Source organism: Promicromonospora iranensis, from assembly GCF_028994805.1.
Taxonomy (GTDB): domain Bacteria; phylum Actinomycetota; class Actinomycetes; order Actinomycetales; family Cellulomonadaceae; genus Promicromonospora; species Promicromonospora iranensis.
In genome coordinates this window covers 93,342-113,983 of record NZ_JAJQQP010000017.1, presented here as the reverse complement: position 1 = coordinate 113,983, position 20,642 = coordinate 93,342, and the positions used below count along the sequence as shown (strand labels likewise).

General features: G+C 67.5%; 15 protein-coding genes. 5 read left to right on the top strand and 10 right to left on the bottom strand.

The features are described from left to right. The first annotated feature begins 901 nt into the window (after positions 1 to 901). Complete coding sequence (locus tag LUM46_RS24485) at positions 902 to 2,665, top strand: AAA family ATPase (protein WP_274997696.1); 1,764 nt, start codon at positions 902 to 904, stop codon at positions 2,663 to 2,665. Between the two features lie 394 nt (positions 2,666 to 3,059). On the opposite strand, the gene LUM46_RS24480 is transcribed toward LUM46_RS24485, so the two are convergent. After that, positions 3,060 to 6,632 carry a hypothetical protein gene (locus LUM46_RS24480; protein WP_274997695.1) on the bottom strand — a complete coding sequence of 1,191 codons (3,573 nt, stop codon included), beginning with the start codon at positions 6,630 to 6,632 and terminating at the stop codon, positions 3,060 to 3,062. Between the two features lie 307 nt (positions 6,633 to 6,939). Between LUM46_RS24480 and LUM46_RS24475 the strand changes: the two genes are divergently transcribed. Next, positions 6,940 to 9,039, top strand: coding sequence for a hypothetical protein (locus LUM46_RS24475; protein WP_274997694.1), 2,100 nt, complete (start codon positions 6,940 to 6,942; stop codon positions 9,037 to 9,039). Positions 9,040 to 9,545: 506 nt separating this feature from the next. On the opposite strand, the gene LUM46_RS24470 is transcribed toward LUM46_RS24475, so the two are convergent. From LUM46_RS24470 to LUM46_RS24460, 3 genes are all read right to left on the bottom strand, one after another. Further along, positions 9,546 to 10,406 carry a PhzF family phenazine biosynthesis protein gene (locus tag LUM46_RS24470; RefSeq protein WP_274997692.1) on the bottom strand — a complete coding sequence of 287 codons (861 nt, stop codon included), beginning with the start codon at positions 10,404 to 10,406 and terminating at the stop codon, positions 9,546 to 9,548. Continuing rightward, a complete protein-coding gene (locus LUM46_RS24465; RefSeq protein ID WP_274997691.1) occupies positions 10,394 to 10,543 on the bottom strand; it encodes a hypothetical protein in 150 nt (49 codons plus the stop codon). The genes LUM46_RS24470 and LUM46_RS24465 overlap by 13 nt, the downstream gene beginning before the upstream one ends. Positions 10,544 to 10,623: 80 nt before the next feature. Then, positions 10,624 to 11,001: a winged helix-turn-helix transcriptional regulator gene (locus tag LUM46_RS24460; RefSeq protein WP_274997690.1), complete on the bottom strand. Its 378-nt coding sequence runs from the start codon at positions 10,999 to 11,001 to the stop codon at positions 10,624 to 10,626. Between the two features lie 101 nt (positions 11,002 to 11,102). Between LUM46_RS24460 and LUM46_RS24455 the strand changes: the two genes are divergently transcribed. Next, a complete protein-coding gene (locus LUM46_RS24455; protein WP_274997689.1) occupies positions 11,103 to 11,399 on the top strand; it encodes a DUF1330 domain-containing protein in 297 nt (98 codons plus the stop codon). 186 nt (positions 11,400 to 11,585) lie between these two features. Here LUM46_RS24455 and LUM46_RS24450 read toward each other — a convergent pair whose 3' ends face one another. From LUM46_RS24450 to LUM46_RS24435, 4 genes are all read right to left on the bottom strand, one after another. Continuing rightward, a complete protein-coding gene (locus LUM46_RS24450; RefSeq protein WP_274997688.1) occupies positions 11,586 to 12,068 on the bottom strand; it encodes a GNAT family N-acetyltransferase in 483 nt (160 codons plus the stop codon). Positions 12,069 to 12,147: 79 nt separating this feature from the next. Further along, on the bottom strand, positions 12,148 to 12,765 hold the full coding sequence (locus tag LUM46_RS24445; RefSeq protein ID WP_274997687.1) for a SagB/ThcOx family dehydrogenase: 618 nt from the start codon (positions 12,763 to 12,765) through the stop codon (positions 12,148 to 12,150). Between the two features lie 100 nt (positions 12,766 to 12,865). Beyond that, a complete protein-coding gene (locus tag LUM46_RS24440; RefSeq protein ID WP_274997686.1) occupies positions 12,866 to 14,011 on the bottom strand; it encodes an FAD-dependent monooxygenase in 1,146 nt (381 codons plus the stop codon). Between the two features lie 16 nt (positions 14,012 to 14,027). Continuing rightward, positions 14,028 to 14,666: a Rossmann-fold NAD(P)-binding domain-containing protein gene (locus LUM46_RS24435; RefSeq protein ID WP_274997685.1), complete on the bottom strand. Its 639-nt coding sequence runs from the start codon at positions 14,664 to 14,666 to the stop codon at positions 14,028 to 14,030. A 519-nt stretch (positions 14,667 to 15,185) separates the two neighbouring features. On the opposite strand from LUM46_RS24435, the gene LUM46_RS24430 reads away from it, so the two are divergent. Further along, positions 15,186 to 15,674, top strand: coding sequence for a GbsR/MarR family transcriptional regulator (locus tag LUM46_RS24430; RefSeq protein WP_274997684.1), 489 nt, complete (start codon positions 15,186 to 15,188; stop codon positions 15,672 to 15,674). 69 nt (positions 15,675 to 15,743) lie between these two features. On the opposite strand, the gene LUM46_RS24425 is transcribed toward LUM46_RS24430, so the two are convergent. Both LUM46_RS24425 and LUM46_RS24420 read right to left on the bottom strand, forming a co-directional pair. Continuing rightward, complete coding sequence (locus LUM46_RS24425) at positions 15,744 to 16,049, bottom strand: DUF4193 domain-containing protein (protein WP_274997683.1); 306 nt, start codon at positions 16,047 to 16,049, stop codon at positions 15,744 to 15,746. A gap of 241 nt (positions 16,050 to 16,290) precedes the next feature. Further along, positions 16,291 to 17,181 (bottom strand): helix-turn-helix domain-containing protein, encoded by an 891-nt coding sequence (locus LUM46_RS24420; RefSeq protein WP_274997682.1) that lies wholly within the window; start codon positions 17,179 to 17,181, stop codon positions 16,291 to 16,293. A 55-nt stretch (positions 17,182 to 17,236) separates the two neighbouring features. Between LUM46_RS24420 and LUM46_RS24415 the strand changes: the two genes are divergently transcribed. Further along, on the top strand, positions 17,237 to 20,602 hold the full coding sequence (locus LUM46_RS24415) for a DUF5107 domain-containing protein (RefSeq protein ID WP_274997681.1): 3,366 nt from the start codon (positions 17,237 to 17,239) through the stop codon (positions 20,600 to 20,602). Positions 20,603 to 20,642: the final 40 nt, after the last annotated feature.

Here is a 20,642-nt window from a genome sequence, read left to right as displayed (position 1 = left end):
CTGAGGCCGTGGGGATTGCGATCATGGAGGCCGTTATGGGTGCTGAGCCACGGGAAATCGCGATGGCACTCGGAGTTGCCGGGTTTCGCCAGGGTCGGCTGGAGGCTTGATGCCGGGGCGCTCACTGTGTCACGTGATTCCGCGACGGCGAGGGGTGGCTGTCGGGCTCGACACGTGCGGGAAGCGACTCCGCTGACGCAGTTGCGTACTTGCGGCGCGCCAGAGCTGCTCACCTGCAGGGGACCCGTTATCGCTGCTTGACAGTGGGGGCGCGGACGCGGGGCACGGGGTCAGGCCTGCGGTAACCGAATGACCCGCAGTACGTCAGTCGCACCCGTGCTCGGCTGTCGCAAGGAATATCGCATGCTTCGAATAGCAGACGGTGCCAGGTCCCCGTCCCGACACCGAGGCCAGCAGCATCCGGCCGCACGATGTCACCGGCTCTCCTGCCGCCCAAATGGTGCCGTCGGGCAGCCAGTGAAGGGTGCGGCTTCAGTCGACCGGCTGAACCAGGTTGGGGCTGTCTGCGTACGCAGCATTGTCCCGTCGGAAGGCCGGCTTCCGTACGTTCCTCGCAGATGACAGATCCACCGTCCTCATCGGACCAGGCCGCAATCCCGACGAAGGCAACGAGGTCCGCATCCGGCATCACCGAGGGCGAGCCGAAGTCGATCGACTTCGGGAACCATAGAAGCGCACTTCACGTGCACGCCAGGACCGGACGCGACCATCTCCTACCCAAGGCGGAATCTTCGAGCAGAGGCCATAATAGCCTTCGCCCTGCCGCTCTTGCCGCGTTCGCCTCGACCGCCGCGCACCAAGTCATCACGTTACTGTGATGTCACTGGGTCCGACCGCTATAGCTGTTCACGACGAGCAGCCGCTGCCAGGATGGCTGCTCATGGAGCTACTCATGGGGTTCGGCATCGCGGGCTACCGTTCGTTCGGCAGCGAGATGCAGTACGTCGGCCCTCTGGACAAGGTCAACCTCATCGTGGGCCAGAACAACGTCGGTAAGTCCAACGTGCTGCGCTTCGCTCAGCTCTTGTGCTCCGGTAAGAGGATCGAACTGGAGGAACTGGACAGGCCTGTCGATCTCGCGGAGGCACCCCTGCTCCGCATGGCGGTTGCCAGAAGGGTTTCAGACGACGATCTCGCGGAGAAATTCCAGGTGGTCAACCAACCCCACCACCTGGTCGACATCGTGCGAACAACTCGGGTCCCAGGGACGGACGATGACCTTGTGTGGTCACACTTCGAGCAGATACAGGGAAACCTCTCCGGAGGCGGCGGCAGGTGGGTTCGTCGGGGGTGGCGACTCGAAACCGACGGTATCGAGGCCACCGCGGCCGGCCTCGACATCCACGCACAACGAGCGTTGTCGCAGCTGTTGCCGGAGTACAAGGGGAGCCAATCGAGCGTCGCCGCAACGCGAACGATGGCCCTACTTACAGCGCTCCAGCCCGACGACAGCGTACGCGTCGAAACGATCGACGCGTTCCGACAGATCGGGCCCCCCATCGATGGCGAGCAACGTTATGACGGGTCTGGACTCATTGATGAGCTCCGGAAGCTGGACCGCCCTCTAGCAGTACAGAACAAAGCGCGGCGACTCTGGACCCAGATCACAGACTTCGTGCGTGGTGTTCTCGACGACCCGAGCATCATCCTGGAGGTACCGAGCGAGGGGGGAACCCTCAACGTAGTCCGCGGGGACACTGTCCTGCCCTTAGAAAACCTCGGCACCGGAATCCATCAGGTTGTGATCATGGCCGCCGCAGCGACGCTGATCCAGGAGCGCCTGATCTGCATCGAAGAACCGGAGATCCACCTCCATCCAGTCCTGCAGCGCAAGCTGCTGCGCTACTTGGATGAGAAGACCAACAACCAGTACCTCATCGCTACCCACTCGGCTCATTTGGTGAACAGCAGTATCGCCACGATCTTTCATGCGACGTGGTCGCCAGAGGGCACACGCGTCAGCCCTGCGATCACGCCGATGGACAGGTCCCTGATTTGTGCTGACCTGGGGTACAAAGCTTCGGACATCGTGCAGGCGAATGCGGTGATCTGGGTCGAGGGGCCATCTGACCGGATCTATATCAACCACTGGATCCGCCAGTCAGTAAGTGACCGGCTGGTGGAGGGCGTCCACTATTCGATCATGTTCTACGGCGGTGGGCTGCTGAACCACCTCACGACGAAGGATGTCGACGACGAGATGCTTGATGAGTTCATCAAACTGCGGCGGCTCAACCGCAACATGGCGATCGTCATTGACTCTGATCGGACCGAGAAGGGGAAGCGTCTCAACGCTTCTAAGCGGCGGATCCGGGAAGAACTTCAAGGCGAGGGCGGGCTGATTTGGATCACCGAGGGATACACCGTCGAGAACTATGTGCCGGCAGATCTGCTCGCGGAGGCTCTGCGTGCTGCTCACCGAACGGCGACGCCGAAGGCAGCGGGAAAGTACGAGAACCCCTTGGCCAAGGCGAAGACTGGTCTAGAGTCTGTGTCAAAGGTGCGAGTCGCGCGCGAGACCGTCGAGCGCTGGGATAGCAAGGTTCCGATGCTGTACGATCTAGCGGTGCATGTGCGGGCGCTCATCAAGTTCATCGATGGCGCCAACGCCGAGTCCATCCCGACAACGCGGGACCACGGGTGAACGGGACCTGCTGTGAGCGGGACTGCTGCACGAATAGGTGACACCGTACGCATGGGCTGAGCGCCGTCGATGCGATGGCGTATTCCTCCCTGGCACTGGCCGCGGCACGCTCTGGCCTGCGGGTCCGTGTGCGCGACGCTAGGATCGGTGACGATCCAGCAGGGGTGTGCTTTCCATTGGGCGCTGAGTCGAGAAAGAAGAACCCACCCGGGACTTCTAGCCAGTCGTACTGGGGCGGTGCCCATGATCGCCTCAGCACATTGCGCGAGCCGCCGTCGGACTGCAGCTCGACCCCTCCCACGTCCCAGGCAGGGATTCGCCAGGTAGTGGACAGTGCAGGTGATCGCGAACGCGCGCTCGACCCCGGTTCACACGCTGGCAGAGGGCCCTGACGTCATCCGGACCGTCTTGAGATGTCGATCGCGAGTACGCCGCTTGTCAACGCCTGCAACATGCGACTCCCTGACGTGGCGACTGCTTGGACCTGGTCTGGAGCGTGGATCACGTCCAGTGCGGTCTGCCTGTTCAAGTCCCATGTCCGGATCGTTCGATCGGGGCCGGTCGAGATGATGTGTTTCCCGTCCGGTGTCACCGCGACGGCTACTACTGCGTCTGTGTGACCGATCAGGGTGGCCCTTAGGGTCTTGTCGACCAGGTCCCAGATCCGGACGGTCCTGTCAGCGCCGGCCGAAATGATGTGCTGCCCGTCCGGCGTAACGGTGACAGCTCGGACGGCGCCAGTGTGACCTTTCAGTGTGGCCTGCAGGGTATGTAACTTCATATCCCAAACCCGCACTGTTCTGTCCGCGCTACCCGAGACCACCTGCTGTCCGTCCGGGGTTGTCGCAACAGCTGCCACAACGTCCGTGTGTCCGATCAGTTTGGCGCTCAGCTTCCGGTTCTTCAGATCCCAGATCCGGATAGTTCCGTCGGTGCTGCCGGAGACGATGTGTCGTCCATCTGGTGACACGGCCACCGCCCATACGACGTGGATCCGGTCAATGAGGGTGGCTAGAAGTTTCCCGGTCTTCAGATGCCACACTCGAATGGTGCCGTCTGTGCCGGCGGTGACGGCGTGCCCGCTTGGCGCCGTGGCCACTGCCAGCACCCAGCCGGTGTGGCCAGTCAGCGTGACCCGCTGGGTGCCGTCTAGCAGATCCCAGACCCGTGCGGTTCCATCGCTGCTACCGGTAATGACGTGACGTTGATCCGATGTCAGCGCGACCGCTCGGACGATGTCAGTGTGGCCCACACGGATGGATTGCGCGTCCCGCACGCGCAGATCCCACACCCTGACCGTGTGATCGTCACTGCCCGAAATTGCCCGCCTGCCGTCAGGGGTAACAGCAACAGAGCGCACAACGTCGGTGTGGCCGGCGAACCGGGTGAGCTCCGTCTCGGTGAAGAGGTCCCACAGTCGCAGAGTCCCGTCGTAGCTTCCGATGACGGCGTGGCGCCCATCGGGCGCCACAGCGATCGACCCGATACGGGAAGAGTGCTCTGTGTATACAGTCCGCTCGATCCCGGTCTTCAGGTCCCAGATTCGCATGGTCTTCTCGCCTCCTCCGGAGACGACGAATCGCCCATCAGGTGATACGGCGATCGATCCGATCCTGTCGATCTGCCCGGCCTGCACCGTTCGCTCGGTGCCAGTTTCAAGGTCCCACACCTGTAGGGGTACCCCGTCATCGTTGGACTCACCCTCGTCAAGAAAGGAGTGGTAGCCGCCGGTGACAACATGCTGGCCGTCCGAGGTCACCAGTCGGATCGCCCCGACGTGTTGGTCGAGCACCGTCTCTCTGTCCCCGGTTCGGAGATCCTGGTACCGAACCGCCCAGCGGCCGACTACCAAGCGTCCGCCATCGGGTGTCACCGCTAACGAGCTTGTCTCGCCGATATCGCCGGCGACGAACACCGTTCGGTGGGTGCGAGTCTGGATATTCCACACGAGTACTTGGCCGTCTTCGCTGCTGATGATGGCGTGCCGACAATCTGGTGAGACGACTGCGGAAGCGGCGAAGCGGATGTGACTGGAGAGAACAGCCGATGGAGCGCCGGCCTGCAAGTCCCAGATACGTACCGTTCCGTCGCCGCTACCTGTCACGACGGTCTGTCCGTCCGGTGTCACCGCGACGGACAACACGACGTCGGTGTGGCCGGTCAAGACGTTTGCCATGGCCTCGGACGTCCACGCCGCACCCCAGGCACCGGCATGGGAGGCTCCCAACTCCTTGGCCATCACGGCGAACCTGTTCCTAGCTGTGGGCACGCCCCGCAAGGCTTCAGTCACGGACCATGCAGCTGCCCGCTCCGCTGGCCCCATCCCGTCGCTCGCGGGCATCAGTCCCAGCAAGCGCCGATATCGAGTTACTCCTTCGGAGTCATCAGCCTGTAGCGCGGTCTGCAAGCGCGCGAGGTCCGCGTGCAGCGGATAGTTGCTCGTTTCGAGCAGTTCGATGAGTTCCGGAAGCATCCGCGCTGCTGCGGCATGGCTGGCCAACGAGCGCAGCAGATATGGAGGGGCGCTGGACCAATCGGTCGGTGCTGCGCCGAGGAACGCTGTCGTGATCCTCGCGTTGTCCGAGACGGACTCCGGGACAGACGGATCGACGCCCACTAGCGAGTCGCTCAGCGCTTGGTGAAACATGCGGTAAACCGGCTGCCCGTCAGAGGCGGCCGGTACGGTTTCGATCAGATAGTCACGGGCCAGCTCTCTTGCGTATGTCCTCAGCTGCAGCTCGTTCGTCTCGATCCCGAACAACGCCCTCAACGCAGCGCTCCACAGGCCAACCGGTAATCCTGGTGCTTCGGCGTAGGCCAAGGGCTTGAGAATCTGCCGCGCTGGCAGCCCACCGAGGAGCGGCACGCGACGCAAATAGTCTCGCAGCACGTCCATCAGGTCGGCCGGCACCTGCACGTCTGGGGAGTCCACGGCAACTGCGTCATCCTTGCCGTGCCGATGTGCGATGAGACCAGCCACCAGGAAATTCCGGTTGGAACGGACCGCGATCTCGTCCGCGACGGGACCGGCCAGGCCGCCATCCAGGTAAGGGTTGTCCGGCCGGTCCTGCTGCAACCGGGCCAACGCGTACTGCTTAAGATCCTCGACCTCGAAATACCGGTCGCTGTCCAGATCAATCGTCAGAGCGCCGGGGAATGGGTGAATCAGGTCGTCCCCGCGATGACTTGCACGTGTGCCCAGCAGCAGCCTGATGCCGTAGCGGGCCTCCATCTGAGAGATCGGCCGCAGCACGCTACTGACGACATCGCCCGCACCCGATGCGGCCGCCTCGTCGAGACCATCGACCAAGATCGTCAACGACCTGTCGCCGCTACCATGCGCCGAGGCTAAGGCGGCGGCGAGTTCCTTGACTTCCTCGATGTCATGTCCCACGGCCTGAGCGATCTGCCGACCTAGATCCAGTGGGGACTTGCCAGCTGCTTCGATTGCGATTCCGATCGAACCTGGTGGCGCCGCCACCTCGTCGAGCTGGTCGTCTGAGACGCTCCGCGACGTGTCGTTTGCTGCCATCAGAACTCGGCCGAGGACTGCGGACTTTCCCGTTCCTGGTGACCCGGTCACGATCAGGACTCGTGGGTTGACCTGATCGGTAGCGGGCGCAGACAACCATCCATTGATTTCCCGCAATGCGGCACGTCGCCCGCGGAAAAACGACCCGTCCTGGCCGACGTTGGACACACCATTGCCAGCTGCAACCAGGTGAGGTGTTGCCACTCGCTGCGCAGTGGCCGCGCCTTCGCCGACGCTGCCAGCGTTTTCTGGCATGTGTGGGGATGCCGTCCCCTGGAGCCGGACCTGCAGCATGCCTGCAGCCGCGATCACGACCGCTACGGCGACGGCAGCAAGAAACCAACTGCTTCGTACCACTGTCCAGATCGATCCATCCGCCGGGACACGGCCCTGCAGAACCGGAGTGATCGTTACGGCGACCGCGATGGCGACCATGAGCACAAGCCAAAGTGCGCCGCGGAGCACTCTCATCCCGCCGCCATTCGTGCTCCGCTTCATGCGATCCCAGCCATGCCGGTGAACCTACCGCCATCGCAGCCCGCCGTGCCCGCCTAGTAACAATTGACATGGCCTACAACCCCATCAACGGTTGCCGGTCGACGCGCCCCCGACACCACCGTCCTGCCAGGTTGTCCCGGCGATGCGGCTGACACCTGCGCCCCAGGGTCTTGGCTGGTTGGTCGACGTCTCGCCATCGCTCGGATGTCGGCCTCGGCCGGTGGTCAGCGGATAGGCTCGCGCGGTGCTTGAGGACCTGGACACGATCAACTGGGAAGGCTTGGGCGGGGCCTACGGGCCTGCGGGCGATGCGGCCGAGATTCTGCGTGGGCTCGCTTCGCCCGACAAGGGGGTTGCGGGTGAGGCGCTCGATGAGTTCTTATCCTCGATCTGGCACCAGGGGACGGTCTATCCCGTGACTGCGGTTGCGGTGCCGTTCATCGTGGACCTGGCCGCTGGTCGTGCCGTTCACCACCGGGATGCCTTGTGCTTCGCGTTGGGTGCGTTCGGAGATCCGAACATGAGCGACGGCAGCGCTCTGCCCGCGGTCCGGGAGGCCTTGCGAGCCCACTCGGACTCGCTCCTGCCGCTGCTGGAGGACCCCGAAGTGGCGGTCCGTGAGGCTGCCACCTACGCAGTCGCCCACACGGGTGGCGGTGACAAAGCTGCGTCCGCTCTGGTCGCGCGGCGGGAGGTAGAGGACGACCCGCAGGTCCAGGCGGGCATTGTGCTGAGCCTGTGCGCTGTCGAGCCTGCTGTCGCCCTCCCAGTGGCCGAGGCCGCGTTGCGAGATCCGTTCCCGGTTCCGCTTGCTGCGGCTCATGTGCTCCTCGATGCCGGGCGCGCGGTGCCTGGCGAGGCGCTGGAACACCTCGCGGCCGCGATCACACGGGAAGCGGAGTGGAACGGCGCCTGGACGGAGTCCTTCAGGCGGTTCGACGGTGTGATCGAACGCCTCGACGCCGTTGCCGCGCGGACTGTTGTCACGAAGATGGGGACTGGCTCCGCGGAGAGTCGTGTCCGTCAGGCGGAGAACCTCGCCCTCCGCTCACGTGCCAGCCGGTCGGCCGCGCGGGATTCCGTTGGGCACCTCCGCGAGCTTCTGGCCGACGACGACACGGGCGTCGTGGCGGCTGCTGTCGCTGCAGCTGCCGATGCTGGTCACGCGGCGTCGAGCCTGGCGCCGGAATTGGCGCACCTGGCGCTCGGTGACGTCTCTGACCACCGCGGTCCCGCGAACATGGCGATTGTCGTCCTGGCTCGGCTCGGGGACGACCGCGTCATTCCAGCGCTGACCGCTGCATGGGAACGTGGCCAGTCGCCGGACGCGCTGCGGCTGCTCGGCGACAACGTCCCGTCCTTCGACCCTGACGCCCTGACCGTCATCCGCGACCGACTGGCGACCGTGCTTGATGCCTCGGCGAGCGAGCGCACCGAGTGGGCGACCCCCGCAGGCTGGCCGGACGGTCCGGCCCCGCTCATCGCAGTCCTCAGGGGCTGGGGGCCGGCTGCGGCACCTGCCCTCGACGTCCTCGTCGACGCGCTCCCCGTGGCTCCGTACGCCGTTCCCATGGCGCTGGCCGCGATCGGCCCGGCAGCCCGTGACGCTGAGGCTGCGCTCCGTGCGGCGGCTGACGGGGCCGGGCTTCCCGCGCTGCGGGCAGCTCACGCCCTGCACCAGCTGTGTGAGGATCCCGCGCCGCTCGTTGCGGTGGCCGCAGGGCTCCTGGACAGCGGTCATCGGCTCACCGACTGGGATCTGAACCTGGTCGCAGAGGCGGGACCCGACGCGGCGTCCCTGGTCCCGCGCCTGCGAACACACCTGACGGGGCACGCTGCCGAGACTTACCCGGACCGTGAGCTCCAGGTCGCCAGTGCCCGCATCGTCTGGCGTGCGGTCGGGGACATCGACGCCGTGGCCTCGACCCTGGACGCGGTGCTGCGAGCGGGGGAGAGGCCTGCGGCCCGAGCGGCCGAGTTGTCGGTGGAGCTTCCGCCTGAACTCCTCGGACCGTTTGTCCCAGTGTTGCGCGGTCTCGCAGAACGCACTGAGCCCTTCCAGGGCGCTGCACGGGTTCCGGCGGCCCGTGTGCTCTGGCATGCCGGCACTGCTACGGCAGGTCTTGTTCCGCTGCTCCTCGAGGAGATCGCGGGCCCGTGGGGCAGCATCGATGCCGCAGATCTGCTCACCGAGATGGGCGAAACCGACGCCGTTCCCGGACTGCGCGCGCTTTGGGAGCAGGACGCACGCATCGTCACCTCTGGCAGCTGGGACAGCCTCGTCTGGGAGGACGACAACCTGCGTCGGAGAATCCGTGATGCGATCACCACGCTGCTGTCATGAGCGGGACCACGGGCAGCGGACCGCCCTCGCTGCCGTCGCGACTCCGCCGTTATCCTGAACGTTCGCACGACGGTTGTCGTGCGAGTCGGCGAGGAGTCCCACGTGGGCCGCTCACCGTGTCGGCTGATCTTTGCCGGCGATTTCGAAGCCTCAACCGGCTCAAGTCCCAGGGAAGTCCCAACGGCCGACGGCCGACGACAAATCTCCAGGTCAGGACCGGTATGCACAGTTCAACGTCTGAGCCGGAGGTGCAGCGCAGGGTGCGGGCCGAGGAACGAGGCACGCGCCCGCAGTGGAACCGCAGGCTCAGACGTCGGAAGCAACGTCTGAGGATCGAGGAGGTCGGGCGGCAGGTCCCTGAACTGGGGAAATGCCGCCCGACCTGCTGTTTCTCCTTCCGGCCCGTGAGACGGAAGTGGATGCGAGTGGCTTGGGGAGGCCACCCGAAGTCCCACTGAAGTCCCACAGACCGGGGTGAGGCGCGGTGGGAAGGCGGACGTCAAACCTCAAGCTTCACGCACGACTGTTCGTGCGATGGTCGCTTGGCCCCCAACTCGGACCGGGTGGTCCAGGTGGGTCTTGTCGATGGTTGCCGTGATGGTGGATGGGTTGCCGAGGAGATCGCCCATGTCGATGGTGAGGCGGTCCGTGCCGAATCCGGCCATGTGCGCGGCCAGGCAGGCTGTGCTGTTGGCATTGGCGATGTCCTCGGGGACGCCGATCGACGGGGCGAACATCCGAGCGGCTGCCCGGCCGTGCCGGTCCGGGATCGAGTAGGCGTAGCAGCCCAACAGGCCGTAACGGTCGCAGGCGGCACGTAGCAGGGCGAAGTCTGGGGAAAGGTCGGCCAACGCGGCGCGCGATCGGACTGGCAGGAGAAGCCTCGGTCGCCCGTTCGAGGCCACGCAGGCGTTGCCGACGACGGCATCGTCAGCCAGGCCGAGGCCGGCTGTGACCGCCCTGAGCTCGGGTGCCTGGGCGACGCGCAGGTTCACCGGGCCCGGGTCGAACGACGCTGTCACGCTGTCGCGGTTTCGGCTGGCCCAGCCTTCGAAGCTGCGGCTCGTCGTACACAGCACGGCGTGGTAGCCGCTGCCGCCTTCGCGTGTGGCGAGCAGCGCCAGGGCCGCGACGGTGCCGTGGCCGCAGGCAGGCAGCTCGCCTTCGGCGGTGAAGAACCGGAGCGAGTACGAGGGAAGGCCGCGCTCAACTCCGGTGGCACGGATGAAGACGGCGTGCGAAGTGCCCAGTTCCCCGGGAATGCGGCGTCGCTCCTCGTCGGTGAACGACGCTTCGTCGAGAACTGCGGTCGGGCTGCCGCCCCGGCCCTGACGCTGACACGCGTCGATGACCACTACCTCGGGCATGGCACCGGGTCGGTCGTCAGCAGCATCGCCAGGCCTTCGGCAACGCTCCACGCGGTGGTGACGTCCTGGCCCGACTCATCCTCGGCCAGGGCCGCGGCGCCGGCGGTGCGCGCCGCCCGTGAGGGGAACTCTGTCATGGTCCGTGGTCTCCAGTCTGTGGTGACGAGCCGAGAATCTGAGGTGTCCCGCGCGCGGACCGCTGTCAGAACCGGTTGCGCTAGCCGTCGTCGGCACCCTCGGCGGCAGAGGGCGGGGCGTCGGCGAGCTCGGCAGCCCACCGCCGCGACCACTCGATGACCGGACCGAGGGATTCGCGGGCGTCGTGGCCGAGCGGGGTGAGGGTGTAGTTGCCGTCGGGCAGCACCTCGGCGAGCCGGGCCTCCTGGAGCTCTGTGAGCCGTTGCTGCAGGACGCTTGAAGACATGCCGTCGCAGCGCCGCTGCAAGAGCCGGAAGCCGAGCGGCTCGTTCCCCAGCTCCCAGATGATGCGCAGAGTCCAGCGACGCCCGAACAGGTCCAGTGCCGCCATCAACGATCGTCCCGTGGCGGAACCGCGGACCGGCCGGCCCGGCATGGGCGTCGGCGACGCGTTCATGACTCTCCATCAACTCTTGTGCTTCGGATTCCGAAACGGTAGTTTCGCACATCACCACAGTGCTTCGGAATCCGAAGCACCATCCCGACACTGGAGGTTCCATGCCCAAGGGCTATTGGGTCAGCGTCTACCCCACCATCGATGATCCCGAGAGGCTTGATGTCTACAACGAATTGGCCGGTCTGGCCGTCACGGCCGCGGGCGGGCAGGTGCTCGCCAGCGTCGGCGGCCGGGTCGACGCACACGAAGCCGGAATCGCCGAGCGCGTCGTCCTGATCGAGTTCGACAGCTTCGAACAGGCGGTCGCCGCACGCGCGAGTGCGGCCTACCAGAAGGCGTTGGCCGAACTCCCCGACGGCTTCGAGCGCGACTTCCGCATCGTCGAAGGCCTCGACTGACCGAGGTCGAGTCGGATCTTCACTGGAGCATCAATGAGTCCAGTTCCGGAGCGCCAAGCGACCGCTTCGAGTCAGGTACTTGCGCCTTGGCCTGGTCCACGCTCCGCTGGAAGTGAGTGTGATGTCGCAGGACATCGCGGACAGCCGGACCTGCAAGGCCGTAGGTCCGGCTGTCTTGTGCTCCGGTCAGGCCAGCAGCAGCTCGTAGACGATGCGATCTTTGCCCGGCCCCTTGAGACCGGAGACCACCTGGACGCCGTCTACCTCCCGTTCGCCGGGAACGGTGGAGAATCCCCGCGCCCTCCAGGCGGCGTCGGCGGCTTGGTTGTCCGGTTCCGAGGTGAGCCACAGGCGGCGGCACCCCCACTGCTCCGCCTGGGCGCGGACGTCGGCCAGCAACGCTGTCATGACGCCCGTGCGCCGGTAGGCGGGGTGCACCATGACGTCCTGGACATACACCTCGTCGGGGTCGTCCTGGTGACGGAACGCGATCACGGTGCCGGCCAGCGCGCCGTCGATGCGCGCGATGTGGCAGGTGGAGGAGAACAGGGTGGCGTAGACCCAGTAGTCGGACGCGGTGCGCGTCGTGACGTACGGCGCGCCCTGGTCCATCAGGTGGATGACGTCGTCGATCATCGGGACGATCAGCGGGGAGACGGCGATGGTCATGGGGTCCTCCTGGCAGTGGGGAGACGAGGGCGGTCGGAGCACATGAGATCCCAGGCAGGAGCACGGTAGCGGGTCCCGGTCACGGCGACGTGACCAGCCCGAGCGGGAGGATCCCGAGAAGTGCATGCTCTGCAGGAAGAAGATCGCTGCCGGTGCGCTGGGCCAGATCGTCATCGAGGCCGGCGACGAGACAGGTGCCGAGACCACGATCCGCTGCCCACAGGTAGACATTCTGTGCGACATGGCCCGCTTCGATCCAGACGAAACGTTCGCCGTGCTCCATCGACTGATGTGCGAAGCGCCGCCTCGCGGCGCTCAGGTCCGCACTGAGTACGAGCAGCGCTGGGCAGACTGCGAGCCAGTCGGCGTCGAGCGTCAGCGTAGCGACCCTCTCCCGGTGGTCCCCTGACATGCGAAGCGCGACCGCATGATCCGCCGACTCGTAGCCGTACGCCCCCGCCGGGAGCCCCGTTACCGCCCCGGCGATCAGCGTCACCGAGACCGGATGGATCGCGTGCGCAGAGGGCGACGTGCGGTGACCATTCCCCGTCGCCCCCGCCGCGGCCCACAACGCTTCCGAGGCATCCGCCACGTCGATCGGATCCGGCTGGAGCCGCTTCGTCGACCGGCGCGCTCGAAGCAGCGGGAATGCCCGGGACGGGGCGGTGGCCGCGGGCATCGTGATGCGGTCGTTCATGGATTTCTCCGATCTCGGATCAGCACGGGGGAGGTTCTCCGGTAGGGGCTCGAGCCCGCGATACAGCACCTGGCCGCCCGCTCGGCCAGGTGCCCACGCCTCAGCCCTTGATGAAGCGGCGGGTCATGTACCGGCGGACCGGAGGAAGGGTGGCCAGCCTCAGGGGTAGCAGGCTCAGCCACAGCAGCAGGGGGTTGGCCGGAGCGTAGACGCCCTTGACCCGGCGGCCGAGCCTCTGTTTGCGCTCGGCTTCGGGCCGGACAACTGCCTCCCACGCGTGCAGCGCGCCGGGGATGTCGCCAGGGTGGGCGGCCAGCTCGGTGCCGAGCCGGTCGGCGCCGCCGACGGCCAGTGATGAGCCGTAGCCGGCGAACAGGGTGACGCACCAGGCCGCGTCGCCGAGCAGCACCACTCGGCCGCTGCTCCACGACGGTGCCACGACCTGGCTGATCGTGTCGAAGTAGACCGAATCGGCCCGCTCGAGCCCAGCGAGGGCTTCGGGTATGACCCAGCCGAGGTCACCGTAGATGCGTTCCAGCTGGGTGGTGACGTCCTCGTCCGGGAGGGCGTGGTCGGCACGGTAGCCGAAGAAGGCGACGTTGCGGTCGTCCCCGACGCTGATGACCGCCGCGGTACGGCCACGCGATGACAGGGTGCCGGTCGCGCCGGGCGCGATGGCCGCTGGCCGCTGCTCGAGCATGAAGACGGCGACCCTGTGGTCCAGGTCGAGCAGGAAGTCCTCCTCCGGGCCGAACAGCAGGGCGCGGGTGGCCGAGTGCAGGCCGTCGGCGCCGATCAGCAAGTCGGCGGTCTCGATGGTGCCGTCGCTCAGGGTGACGCGGACAGCCTGCTCGTCCTGGGCGACGGCGGTGAGGGTGGTGCCGAAGCGGATCGTGGCGTGGTCGCGGACCGCGTCGTACAGGACGGCTTCGAGGTCGCCGCGCAGGATGGTGATCGAGCGCGCGCCGGTGGTGGCAGCGATGGTGGCGCGATCCAGGGCGAAGCGGCGAGAGCCGTCGCCCTTGTGGTAGACGAGCTCGGTGGTCTCGAAGGACTTGGCTCGCAGGTCGGGCAGGATGCCCATGCGTTCGGCGGCGTCGTAGCCGATGCCGCCGAAGGTGACCGCGTAGCCACCGCCGCGCCGGGCGGGCGCGCGTTCGACGATGAGGGTGTCCCAGCCGATCTGGTGCAGGCGCAGGGCGGTGGCCAGGCCGGCGATGCCGGCTCCGATGATGATGGCGCGCATGGCGGGTGGTCCTTCCTTAGTGTGAGAGCTGGTCGAGCAGCCGCTGTTCGGCGGCGGCATCCAGCCAGGTGTCGGGGGAAGGTGCATCGGCGCGGGGGACCGGGTCGCCTTCGGTCTGCAGCCAGGCCCAGGTGTCGGCAAGAGTCTGGCTCAGCGGGCGCGTGGTGAGCCCTTCGGCCAGGGCGGCGCTGACATCGGCGTCATGCATGCCGCTCGGCGCGCTGCCGTCCGGCATGCGTATCCCGAGCTCCATGCCGAGCGGCAGGCCATGTCGCAGGAGTAGTTCCGGCGGCGCCCACACCAGCTCGGTGTCGAAGCCGGTGACTTCCAGAGCCGTGGAGAGCAAGTCGCCGAGGGTGATCGCCCCGGGTGGGCCGGTCACGGTGAAGGCGCCGCTCAGGCCGCGTTCGGCGGACCCGAGCATCCACCCGGCCAGGCCCCGGACGTCGAGGTACTGCAGCGGTGTGTCGGCAGGGGCGGGGGCCACGACCCGGCCGCCCCTCTCCAGGCGGCGCAGCCACCACGGTATGCGGCCGACGTCCTCATACGGGCCGAGGATCATCCCGGCCCTGGCCAGCAGCGCCCGCTCGTCGAAGGATTCCAGGACGGCGAGCTCGCCGCCGCGCTTGGCCGCGGCGTAATCGATGGCGTCCATGCTGTCGGGGTCTCCATCGACCAGGGGCGCCTGCTCGTCGGCACCCGCAGGCCAGGGCCAGCGATGCACGCCGCGGCTGGAGACGTACCCGTAGTGCCCTGCGCGACCGGCCAGCAGGCGGGCGCTGTCGCGCACCGCCCCGGGCGCCCAGGCCCAGGTGTCGATGACCGCGTCCCACTCCTCGTCACCAGTGCCCGCCGCACCGACTCGGTGTCGGTGCGGTCGGCGAGCAGCGCCCGCACGCCGGGGGCGGGGTTGCGGCTGAGGCCGCGGTTGAGCGTGCTCACCTCGTCGCCGCGTTCCAGTGCGGTCTCTACGATGGCGCGGCCCACGTGGTGGGTGCCGCCGAGAACAAGCAACTTCATTGATGCTCCTGGAGTGAGGGGCAGCCGGAGGGCTGACGGATGCCGGTGGTCCTGGCCGGTCACCGCTGCAGTTCGATGTGAGCAACCTACCGTATGTTCAGAAATTACTGAACACTCTGCATGTCAGCTATTCTGTCCCGATGAGGAGGCGCACATGACTGACAGGCAGGAACAGTGGCTCGCGGCCGAACAGCTGGCCCTGACCTTGACCGAGGGCGGCATGCAGCGCATGGCCGCGCGTACGCTGGCGGTCTTCCTGTTCACCGACCGGGAAAGTGTCACCGCCGGCGAGATCATCGAGCAGCTAGAGGCCAGCGCAGGCTCTGTCTCCAGCGCCATCAAGTCCCTGCTGACAGTCGGCCTGATCGAACGCCTCCCCGCCCCCGGCAGCCGCCGCGAGCACTACCAGCTCCGCGAGAACGCCTGGGCCACCCTGTTCACGAGCCAGAACGCCGTCATCCAGGCAATGCTCCAGGCGGCGGCTGCGGGGATCGCCACCACGGCAAGCAGCGATCCCGCCCATCAGCGCCTGACGCAGATGCACGACTTCTACGAGTTCCTGCTCGGCGAGATTCCCACCCTGCTGGACCGCTGGCATCAGCAGTCCGAACCTTCGACACCCCGCGACCACCGACGAGCTTGAGGACCGCTGTGGCGGCGCGTCGCGTGCGAAGGTCTTCGATGGAGCCGAGGTTCGGTCAAACGCGGATACTCAAGCAGCGCATTCCGTGCAGATCAGCCGGCCGGCGTCCTCGTATGCCAGCTGGCTGCGGTGGTGCACGAGGAAGCAGGAGGAGCACGCGAACTCGTCCGGCAGGGGCGGTATCACTCGTATGGTGAGCTCCTCGCCGGACAGGTCGGCACCCGGCAGCTCGAAGTTCTCCAGCGCCTCGGTCTCGTCGGGATCCACCACGCTGGACGCCTCGTCGGGGCGGCGTGCCTTCAGCTCCTGGATCGACTCGTGCTCGACGTCTTCGTCCTCGGCTGTCTTGCGCGGGGCATCGTAGTCAGTTGCCATCGGGTGCTCTCCGTGTCGGCAGGTGATCGTTGGCCTCGGGTGGTCCGAGCTCGACGCCCCCTGGCTCGGACCACGAGCGCCGTCGAGCTCACGGGTCATGGTCGACAGCGGTCTGCTTCACTGCCGCGACCGAGCATTCCTTGCGCGCGTCTCACTCGCACAACATGGTGATGAGAGGCGCCGCCTCTGTCGTGGGCGCGGCATCCGGATGGGCAGCCGCTGGCCTGTGCTTCTGATGGTTTCACTTGGTCCTTGTCCGGTAGGCCGTGGGCGCCAGGCCGTGAGTCCGGGTGAACTGGCGGGAGAAATAGAGCGGGTCGTCATAGCCGCAGCGGAACGCGATCGCCGCAATCGCGAGCTCCGTGCTGTCGAGGAGTTCGCGCGCCCGGGCCATGCGTAGATCACTCTGGTAGCGCAGCGGTGGTACGCCGATCTGCTGTCGGAAGACGGCGTTGAGCTGGGAGGGGCTGAGCCCGACCATCGCGGCCAGTGCTTCGACCGAGGTGCGTCGGGGCGTCGTGGCACGCAGGTGCTCGACGGCCTGCTCGACAGGGCTCAGGGCGGGGCCCGGGGTGCGGCGACCCGTCGCGATCAGCTGTGCCAGTGCGTTCCACGCAGCGCCGGTGGCTCGGACAAGACCTCCGGCGGTGCCGGAGTCGAGGGCGTCGATGACCTGCGAGACGAGCCCGGCGACGGGTGCTGGGTCGCGCAGATGAGAGAGCGGACCGCCGGCGGCCTGATGTGCCGTGCGCACCAGTTCCTCGGAGTCTAGGCCCACGAAGTGCAACCACCACAACGTCCACGGGTCGTCCTCGGATGCCGCGTACTCGTGAGGGACGGCGGCGGGCAGGAGGACCGCGTCGCCGCGCTGCACGGCGAACCGTCCATCGGGCGTTCGGCACCAGCCCGTGCCGCCGGTGCAAAGCATCAGGATGTGCTGGCTCGCGCCGCCCTCGCGCAGACGTCCGTGGTGCGCCGCGTGAGGGAACAATCCGGCGTCAGTGACCAGGAGGCGGCTGGTCACGGGTCGTGCGAGTGCTGCGTGGACCGTGGGCCGCGGCACGACGAACATGCGCTGGCCGGCAAATCCGTCCCGGAGCGCCAGTTTCTCGATGACCGTCGTTTCGTCCATGGAGGCCATGGAAACTCCCATCGTCAGCGGCGGTCAAGCCGACCTAGGTTCGACCATGCCCTCTGCAAAGTCGCGGATCGTTCTCCCGCCCGTCCCGGACGAGATCGCCGCCCGCCCCGTGCGCGTGTGGCGAGAGCCCGTCTCGATCGACACCTATGACGTCGGTGAACCGGACCGCTACCCCGCCTACCTCGACCAGCGTGTCTACCAGGGGTCCTCGGGAGCGGTGTACCCGATGCCGTTCATCGACCGGGTCGCCCAGGAGAAGAGGCCGCGGTCGTGGGATGCGATCCACCTGGAGAACGACTATGTACGCCTGATGATCCTCCCCGAGCTGGGCGGGCGCATTCATGTGGGCCTTGACCGTACGCGCGGCTACGACTTCTTCTACCGCAACGACGTCATCAAACCGGCCCTCGTCGGACTCCTGGGCCCTTGGATCTCGGGTGGTGTGGAGTTCAACTGGCCGCAGCACCACCGGCCGGCGACCTACCTGCCGACCGAGGCACGGATCGAGGAGGCGCCTGATGGCTCGGTGACCGTCTGGTGCTCGGACCATGACCCGTTCCGGCGTATGCAGGGCATGCACGGCATCCGACTCGCGCCCCACAGCGCGCTCGTCGAGGTCCGTGGCCGTCTGGTCAATCGCACCGAGGACGTGCAGACCTTCCTGTGGTGGGCGAACGTCGCGGCCGCCGTGAGCGACCACTACCAGTCGTTCTTCCCGACCGACGTGACGTTCGTGGCCGATCACGCCAAGCGGGCGGTGACGACCTTCCCCGCGGCGTCGGACCGGTACTACGGCTTCGACTACCCGGCGCAGCGCACCACGGAGCGTCCGGACGGCGACCGGCTCGACTGGTACAGGAACATCCCCGTGCCCACGTCGTACATGTGCCTGGGTACGCAGGACGACTTCTTCGGTGGCTACGACCACGGCGCGGGAGCAGGCTTCGTGCACTGGGCAGACCACCGCATCGCACCCGGCAAGAAGATGTGGACCTGGGGCAACGCTCCGTTCGGCTGGGCATGGGATGCCCACCTGACCGATACGAACGGCCCTTACGTGGAGCTCATGGCCGGCATCTTCACCGACAACCAGCCCGACTTCGCGTTCCTGCGGCCGGGCGAGACCAAGTCCTTCTCCCAGTACTGGTACCCGATCCAGGAGATCGGCCCGGTGCACCAGGCGACGCGTGACGCAGCGGTGCGCCTGGACGTCGGCGCAGACGAACCGGTGCGGGTCGGCGTCGCGGTCACGGGACCACGACCCGGCGCCCGGGTCGTGCTGCGCGCGGCGGGCGAGGTGCTGCTCGACGAGCGGACCGACCTCGCACCGGGCGCGCCGCTCGTCCGGCACCTGCCGGGAGCACCGGGCATCGAGGCCACCGCCTACGAGCTGGTCGTCGAGCACGAGGGAACCGTCCTGGTGACGTGGCGCCCCCGCCCGGCCCTCTCGTCGGAGAGTGTCTTGCCCGACCCGGCGACCGAACCGCCCGCTCCGGACGAGATCGAGTCCGTGGACGAGCTCTACGTCACCGGGCTGCACCTCGAGCAGTACCGTCACGCGACGCGTTCACCCGAGCCCTACTGGCTCGAAGCGCTCCGGCGTGACCCCCACGACGCGCGGTGCGCCACTGCACTGGCGGCCCGGCGGATGCACGACGGCCGTCTCGGGGACGCAGAGCGGCTGCTGCGCACTGCGACCGCTCGCGTCACCCGGCGGAACCCGAACCCGCGTGATGCCGAGGCCCACTACCGCCTGGGCCTCGTCCATGCCCGGCAAGGCCGCCCTGCCGAGGCACGGGAAGCGCTCGCGACGGCGCTGTGGGACCGGACCTGGTCGGACGCCGCCGTCGTCGCGACCGCTCGGCTCGATCTCGCCGCCGGACGGAACGTAGCGGCCGCCGAGGACCTCGCGGCGCTGCTGTCCCGCGCACCGTTCCACGTGCAGGCGCGCAACCTCGCCACCATCGCCGCTCTGAGGTCCGGGAACCGAGACGCGGCGCACGACCTCGTGCGCGGCACCCTCGCCGAGGACCCGCTCGACGCCTGGGCGCGCGACCTCGCCGCCCGCCTCGACCAGGATGCGGAACCCCTGTGCGACCCCACCATCACGCTCGACGTCGCCCTGGAACACGCCTCGGTGGGGGACACCGGGCACGCGATCGAGCTCCTTGAACGCGTCACGGACCTGCCGATGGTGCCCGGGCAGCGCAACGTAGCGCCACTGGCGCTACTGCACCGCGCTGACCTGGAACTTCGCAAGGGCAACCGCGAGGCCGCCGAGTCCGCTATCAGGCGGGCGGCTCGGATCCGCAGGACATGGTGCTTCCCCGCGGCGAGCGACAACGACATGCTCGAGCGGCTGCGCCGGGCGTGGCCGGACAACCCCCTGGTCACCGGGCTCGCCGGGCACTGGCTGTACGCGGCGGGGCGGCACAAGGAGGCCATCGGTGCGTGGGAGGCCTCCGCGTCCGGCGACACGAACGACCCCGTGGTGCTGCGCAATCTGGGCATGGCTGCCTACAACGTGCTGGGTGACGCCGACCGGGCTGCCGAGTACTACGCGCAGGCTCGCGACGTGGCGCCGGACGACGCCCGTCTGCTCTACGAGTCCGACCAGCTCGAAGGCCGCCGAGGCACCGCACCCGCCGCACGTGCGGAGGTACTCCTGGAGCGGGCCGGCCTCGTGGCTTCCCGCGACGACCTCTCGGTCCAGCTCGCCGAGCTGCTCACCGCACTGGGCCGATCGGCGGACGCTCTCGGCATCCTGACGGGGCGTTCGTTCCAGCCGTGGGAAGGCGGCGAGGGCCGCGTGCTCGATGCCTGGGACGAGGCCCACCTCGCCCTCGCCCGCCGAGCGCTGGCCGAGGGAGCCGCCGAGCGGGCACTGGAGCACGTGTCCGCCGCGCTGTCGCCCGCCAGCTCGCTGGGCGAGGCACGTCATCCCCTGGCGAACACCGCACACCTGCACCTCCTGCTCGGCGACGCGCTGCACGCCGTCGGCCGACCCGAGGAGGCGAACGCTGCCTGGTCCACCGCCGCAGGCCAGCAGGGTGACTTCCAGGGCATGGAGGTACAGACCATCTCCGAGCGCACAGCAGCCTCGGTCACCGCACTGCGCCGGCTCGGCAGGGACGACGCGGCGCGGCGGCTCCAGGACGACCTTGCGCGGTACGTCGCGGAGCAGAGCGAGCGTGTGGCGACCATCGACTACTTCGCGACGTCGCTACCCACCCTGCTGCTGTTCACGCAGGACGTGCAGCACGCGCACGACACCCGCGTCATGGTGCTGCGTGCCCAGCTCGCCGCGCTCGACGGTGACCTGGAGACAGCCGCGGCTCTCGCTCGCCAGGTCCTCGACAAGGACGCGCTGAACGCACCGGCCCGCACCCTTCTGGTCCCAGCGGCGACGTAACGCCGCCGACGTGCCTGCATCGCACCCCTCAAAGGAGAGA

What these genes read in the sequence shown, in the direction of transcription:
- LUM46_RS24425 (WP_274997683.1), bottom strand. Translation starts at nt 16,049, where the DNA reads ATGGCAACTGACTACGATGCCCCGCGCAAGACAGCCGAGGACGAAGAC.
- LUM46_RS24485 (WP_274997696.1), top strand. Translation starts at nt 902, where the DNA reads ATGGAGCTACTCATGGGGTTCGGCATCGCGGGCTACCGTTCGTTCGGC.
- LUM46_RS24470 (WP_274997692.1), bottom strand. Translation starts at nt 10,406, where the DNA reads ATGCCCGAGGTAGTGGTCATCGACGCGTGTCAGCGTCAGGGCCGGGGC.
- LUM46_RS24435 (WP_274997685.1), bottom strand. Translation starts at nt 14,666, where the DNA reads ATGGACGCCATCGATTACGCCGCGGCCAAGCGCGGCGGCGAGCTCGCC.
- LUM46_RS24455 (WP_274997689.1), top strand. Translation starts at nt 11,103, where the DNA reads ATGCCCAAGGGCTATTGGGTCAGCGTCTACCCCACCATCGATGATCCC.
- LUM46_RS24415 (WP_274997681.1), top strand. Translation starts at nt 17,237, where the DNA reads ATGCCCTCTGCAAAGTCGCGGATCGTTCTCCCGCCCGTCCCGGACGAG.
- LUM46_RS24430 (WP_274997684.1), top strand. Translation starts at nt 15,186, where the DNA reads ATGACTGACAGGCAGGAACAGTGGCTCGCGGCCGAACAGCTGGCCCTG.
- LUM46_RS24460 (WP_274997690.1), bottom strand. Translation starts at nt 11,001, where the DNA reads ATGAACGCGTCGCCGACGCCCATGCCGGGCCGGCCGGTCCGCGGTTCC.
- LUM46_RS24420 (WP_274997682.1), bottom strand. Translation starts at nt 17,181, where the DNA reads ATGGACGAAACGACGGTCATCGAGAAACTGGCGCTCCGGGACGGATTT.
- LUM46_RS24480 (WP_274997695.1), bottom strand. Translation starts at nt 6,632, where the DNA reads ATGGTCGCCATCGCGGTCGCCGTAACGATCACTCCGGTTCTGCAGGGC.
- LUM46_RS24440 (WP_274997686.1), bottom strand. Translation starts at nt 14,011, where the DNA reads ATGCGCGCCATCATCATCGGAGCCGGCATCGCCGGCCTGGCCACCGCC.
- LUM46_RS24445 (WP_274997687.1), bottom strand. Translation starts at nt 12,765, where the DNA reads ATGAACGACCGCATCACGATGCCCGCGGCCACCGCCCCGTCCCGGGCA.
- LUM46_RS24450 (WP_274997688.1), bottom strand. Translation starts at nt 12,068, where the DNA reads ATGACCATCGCCGTCTCCCCGCTGATCGTCCCGATGATCGACGACGTC.
- LUM46_RS24465 (WP_274997691.1), bottom strand. Translation starts at nt 10,543, where the DNA reads ATGACAGAGTTCCCCTCACGGGCGGCGCGCACCGCCGGCGCCGCGGCC.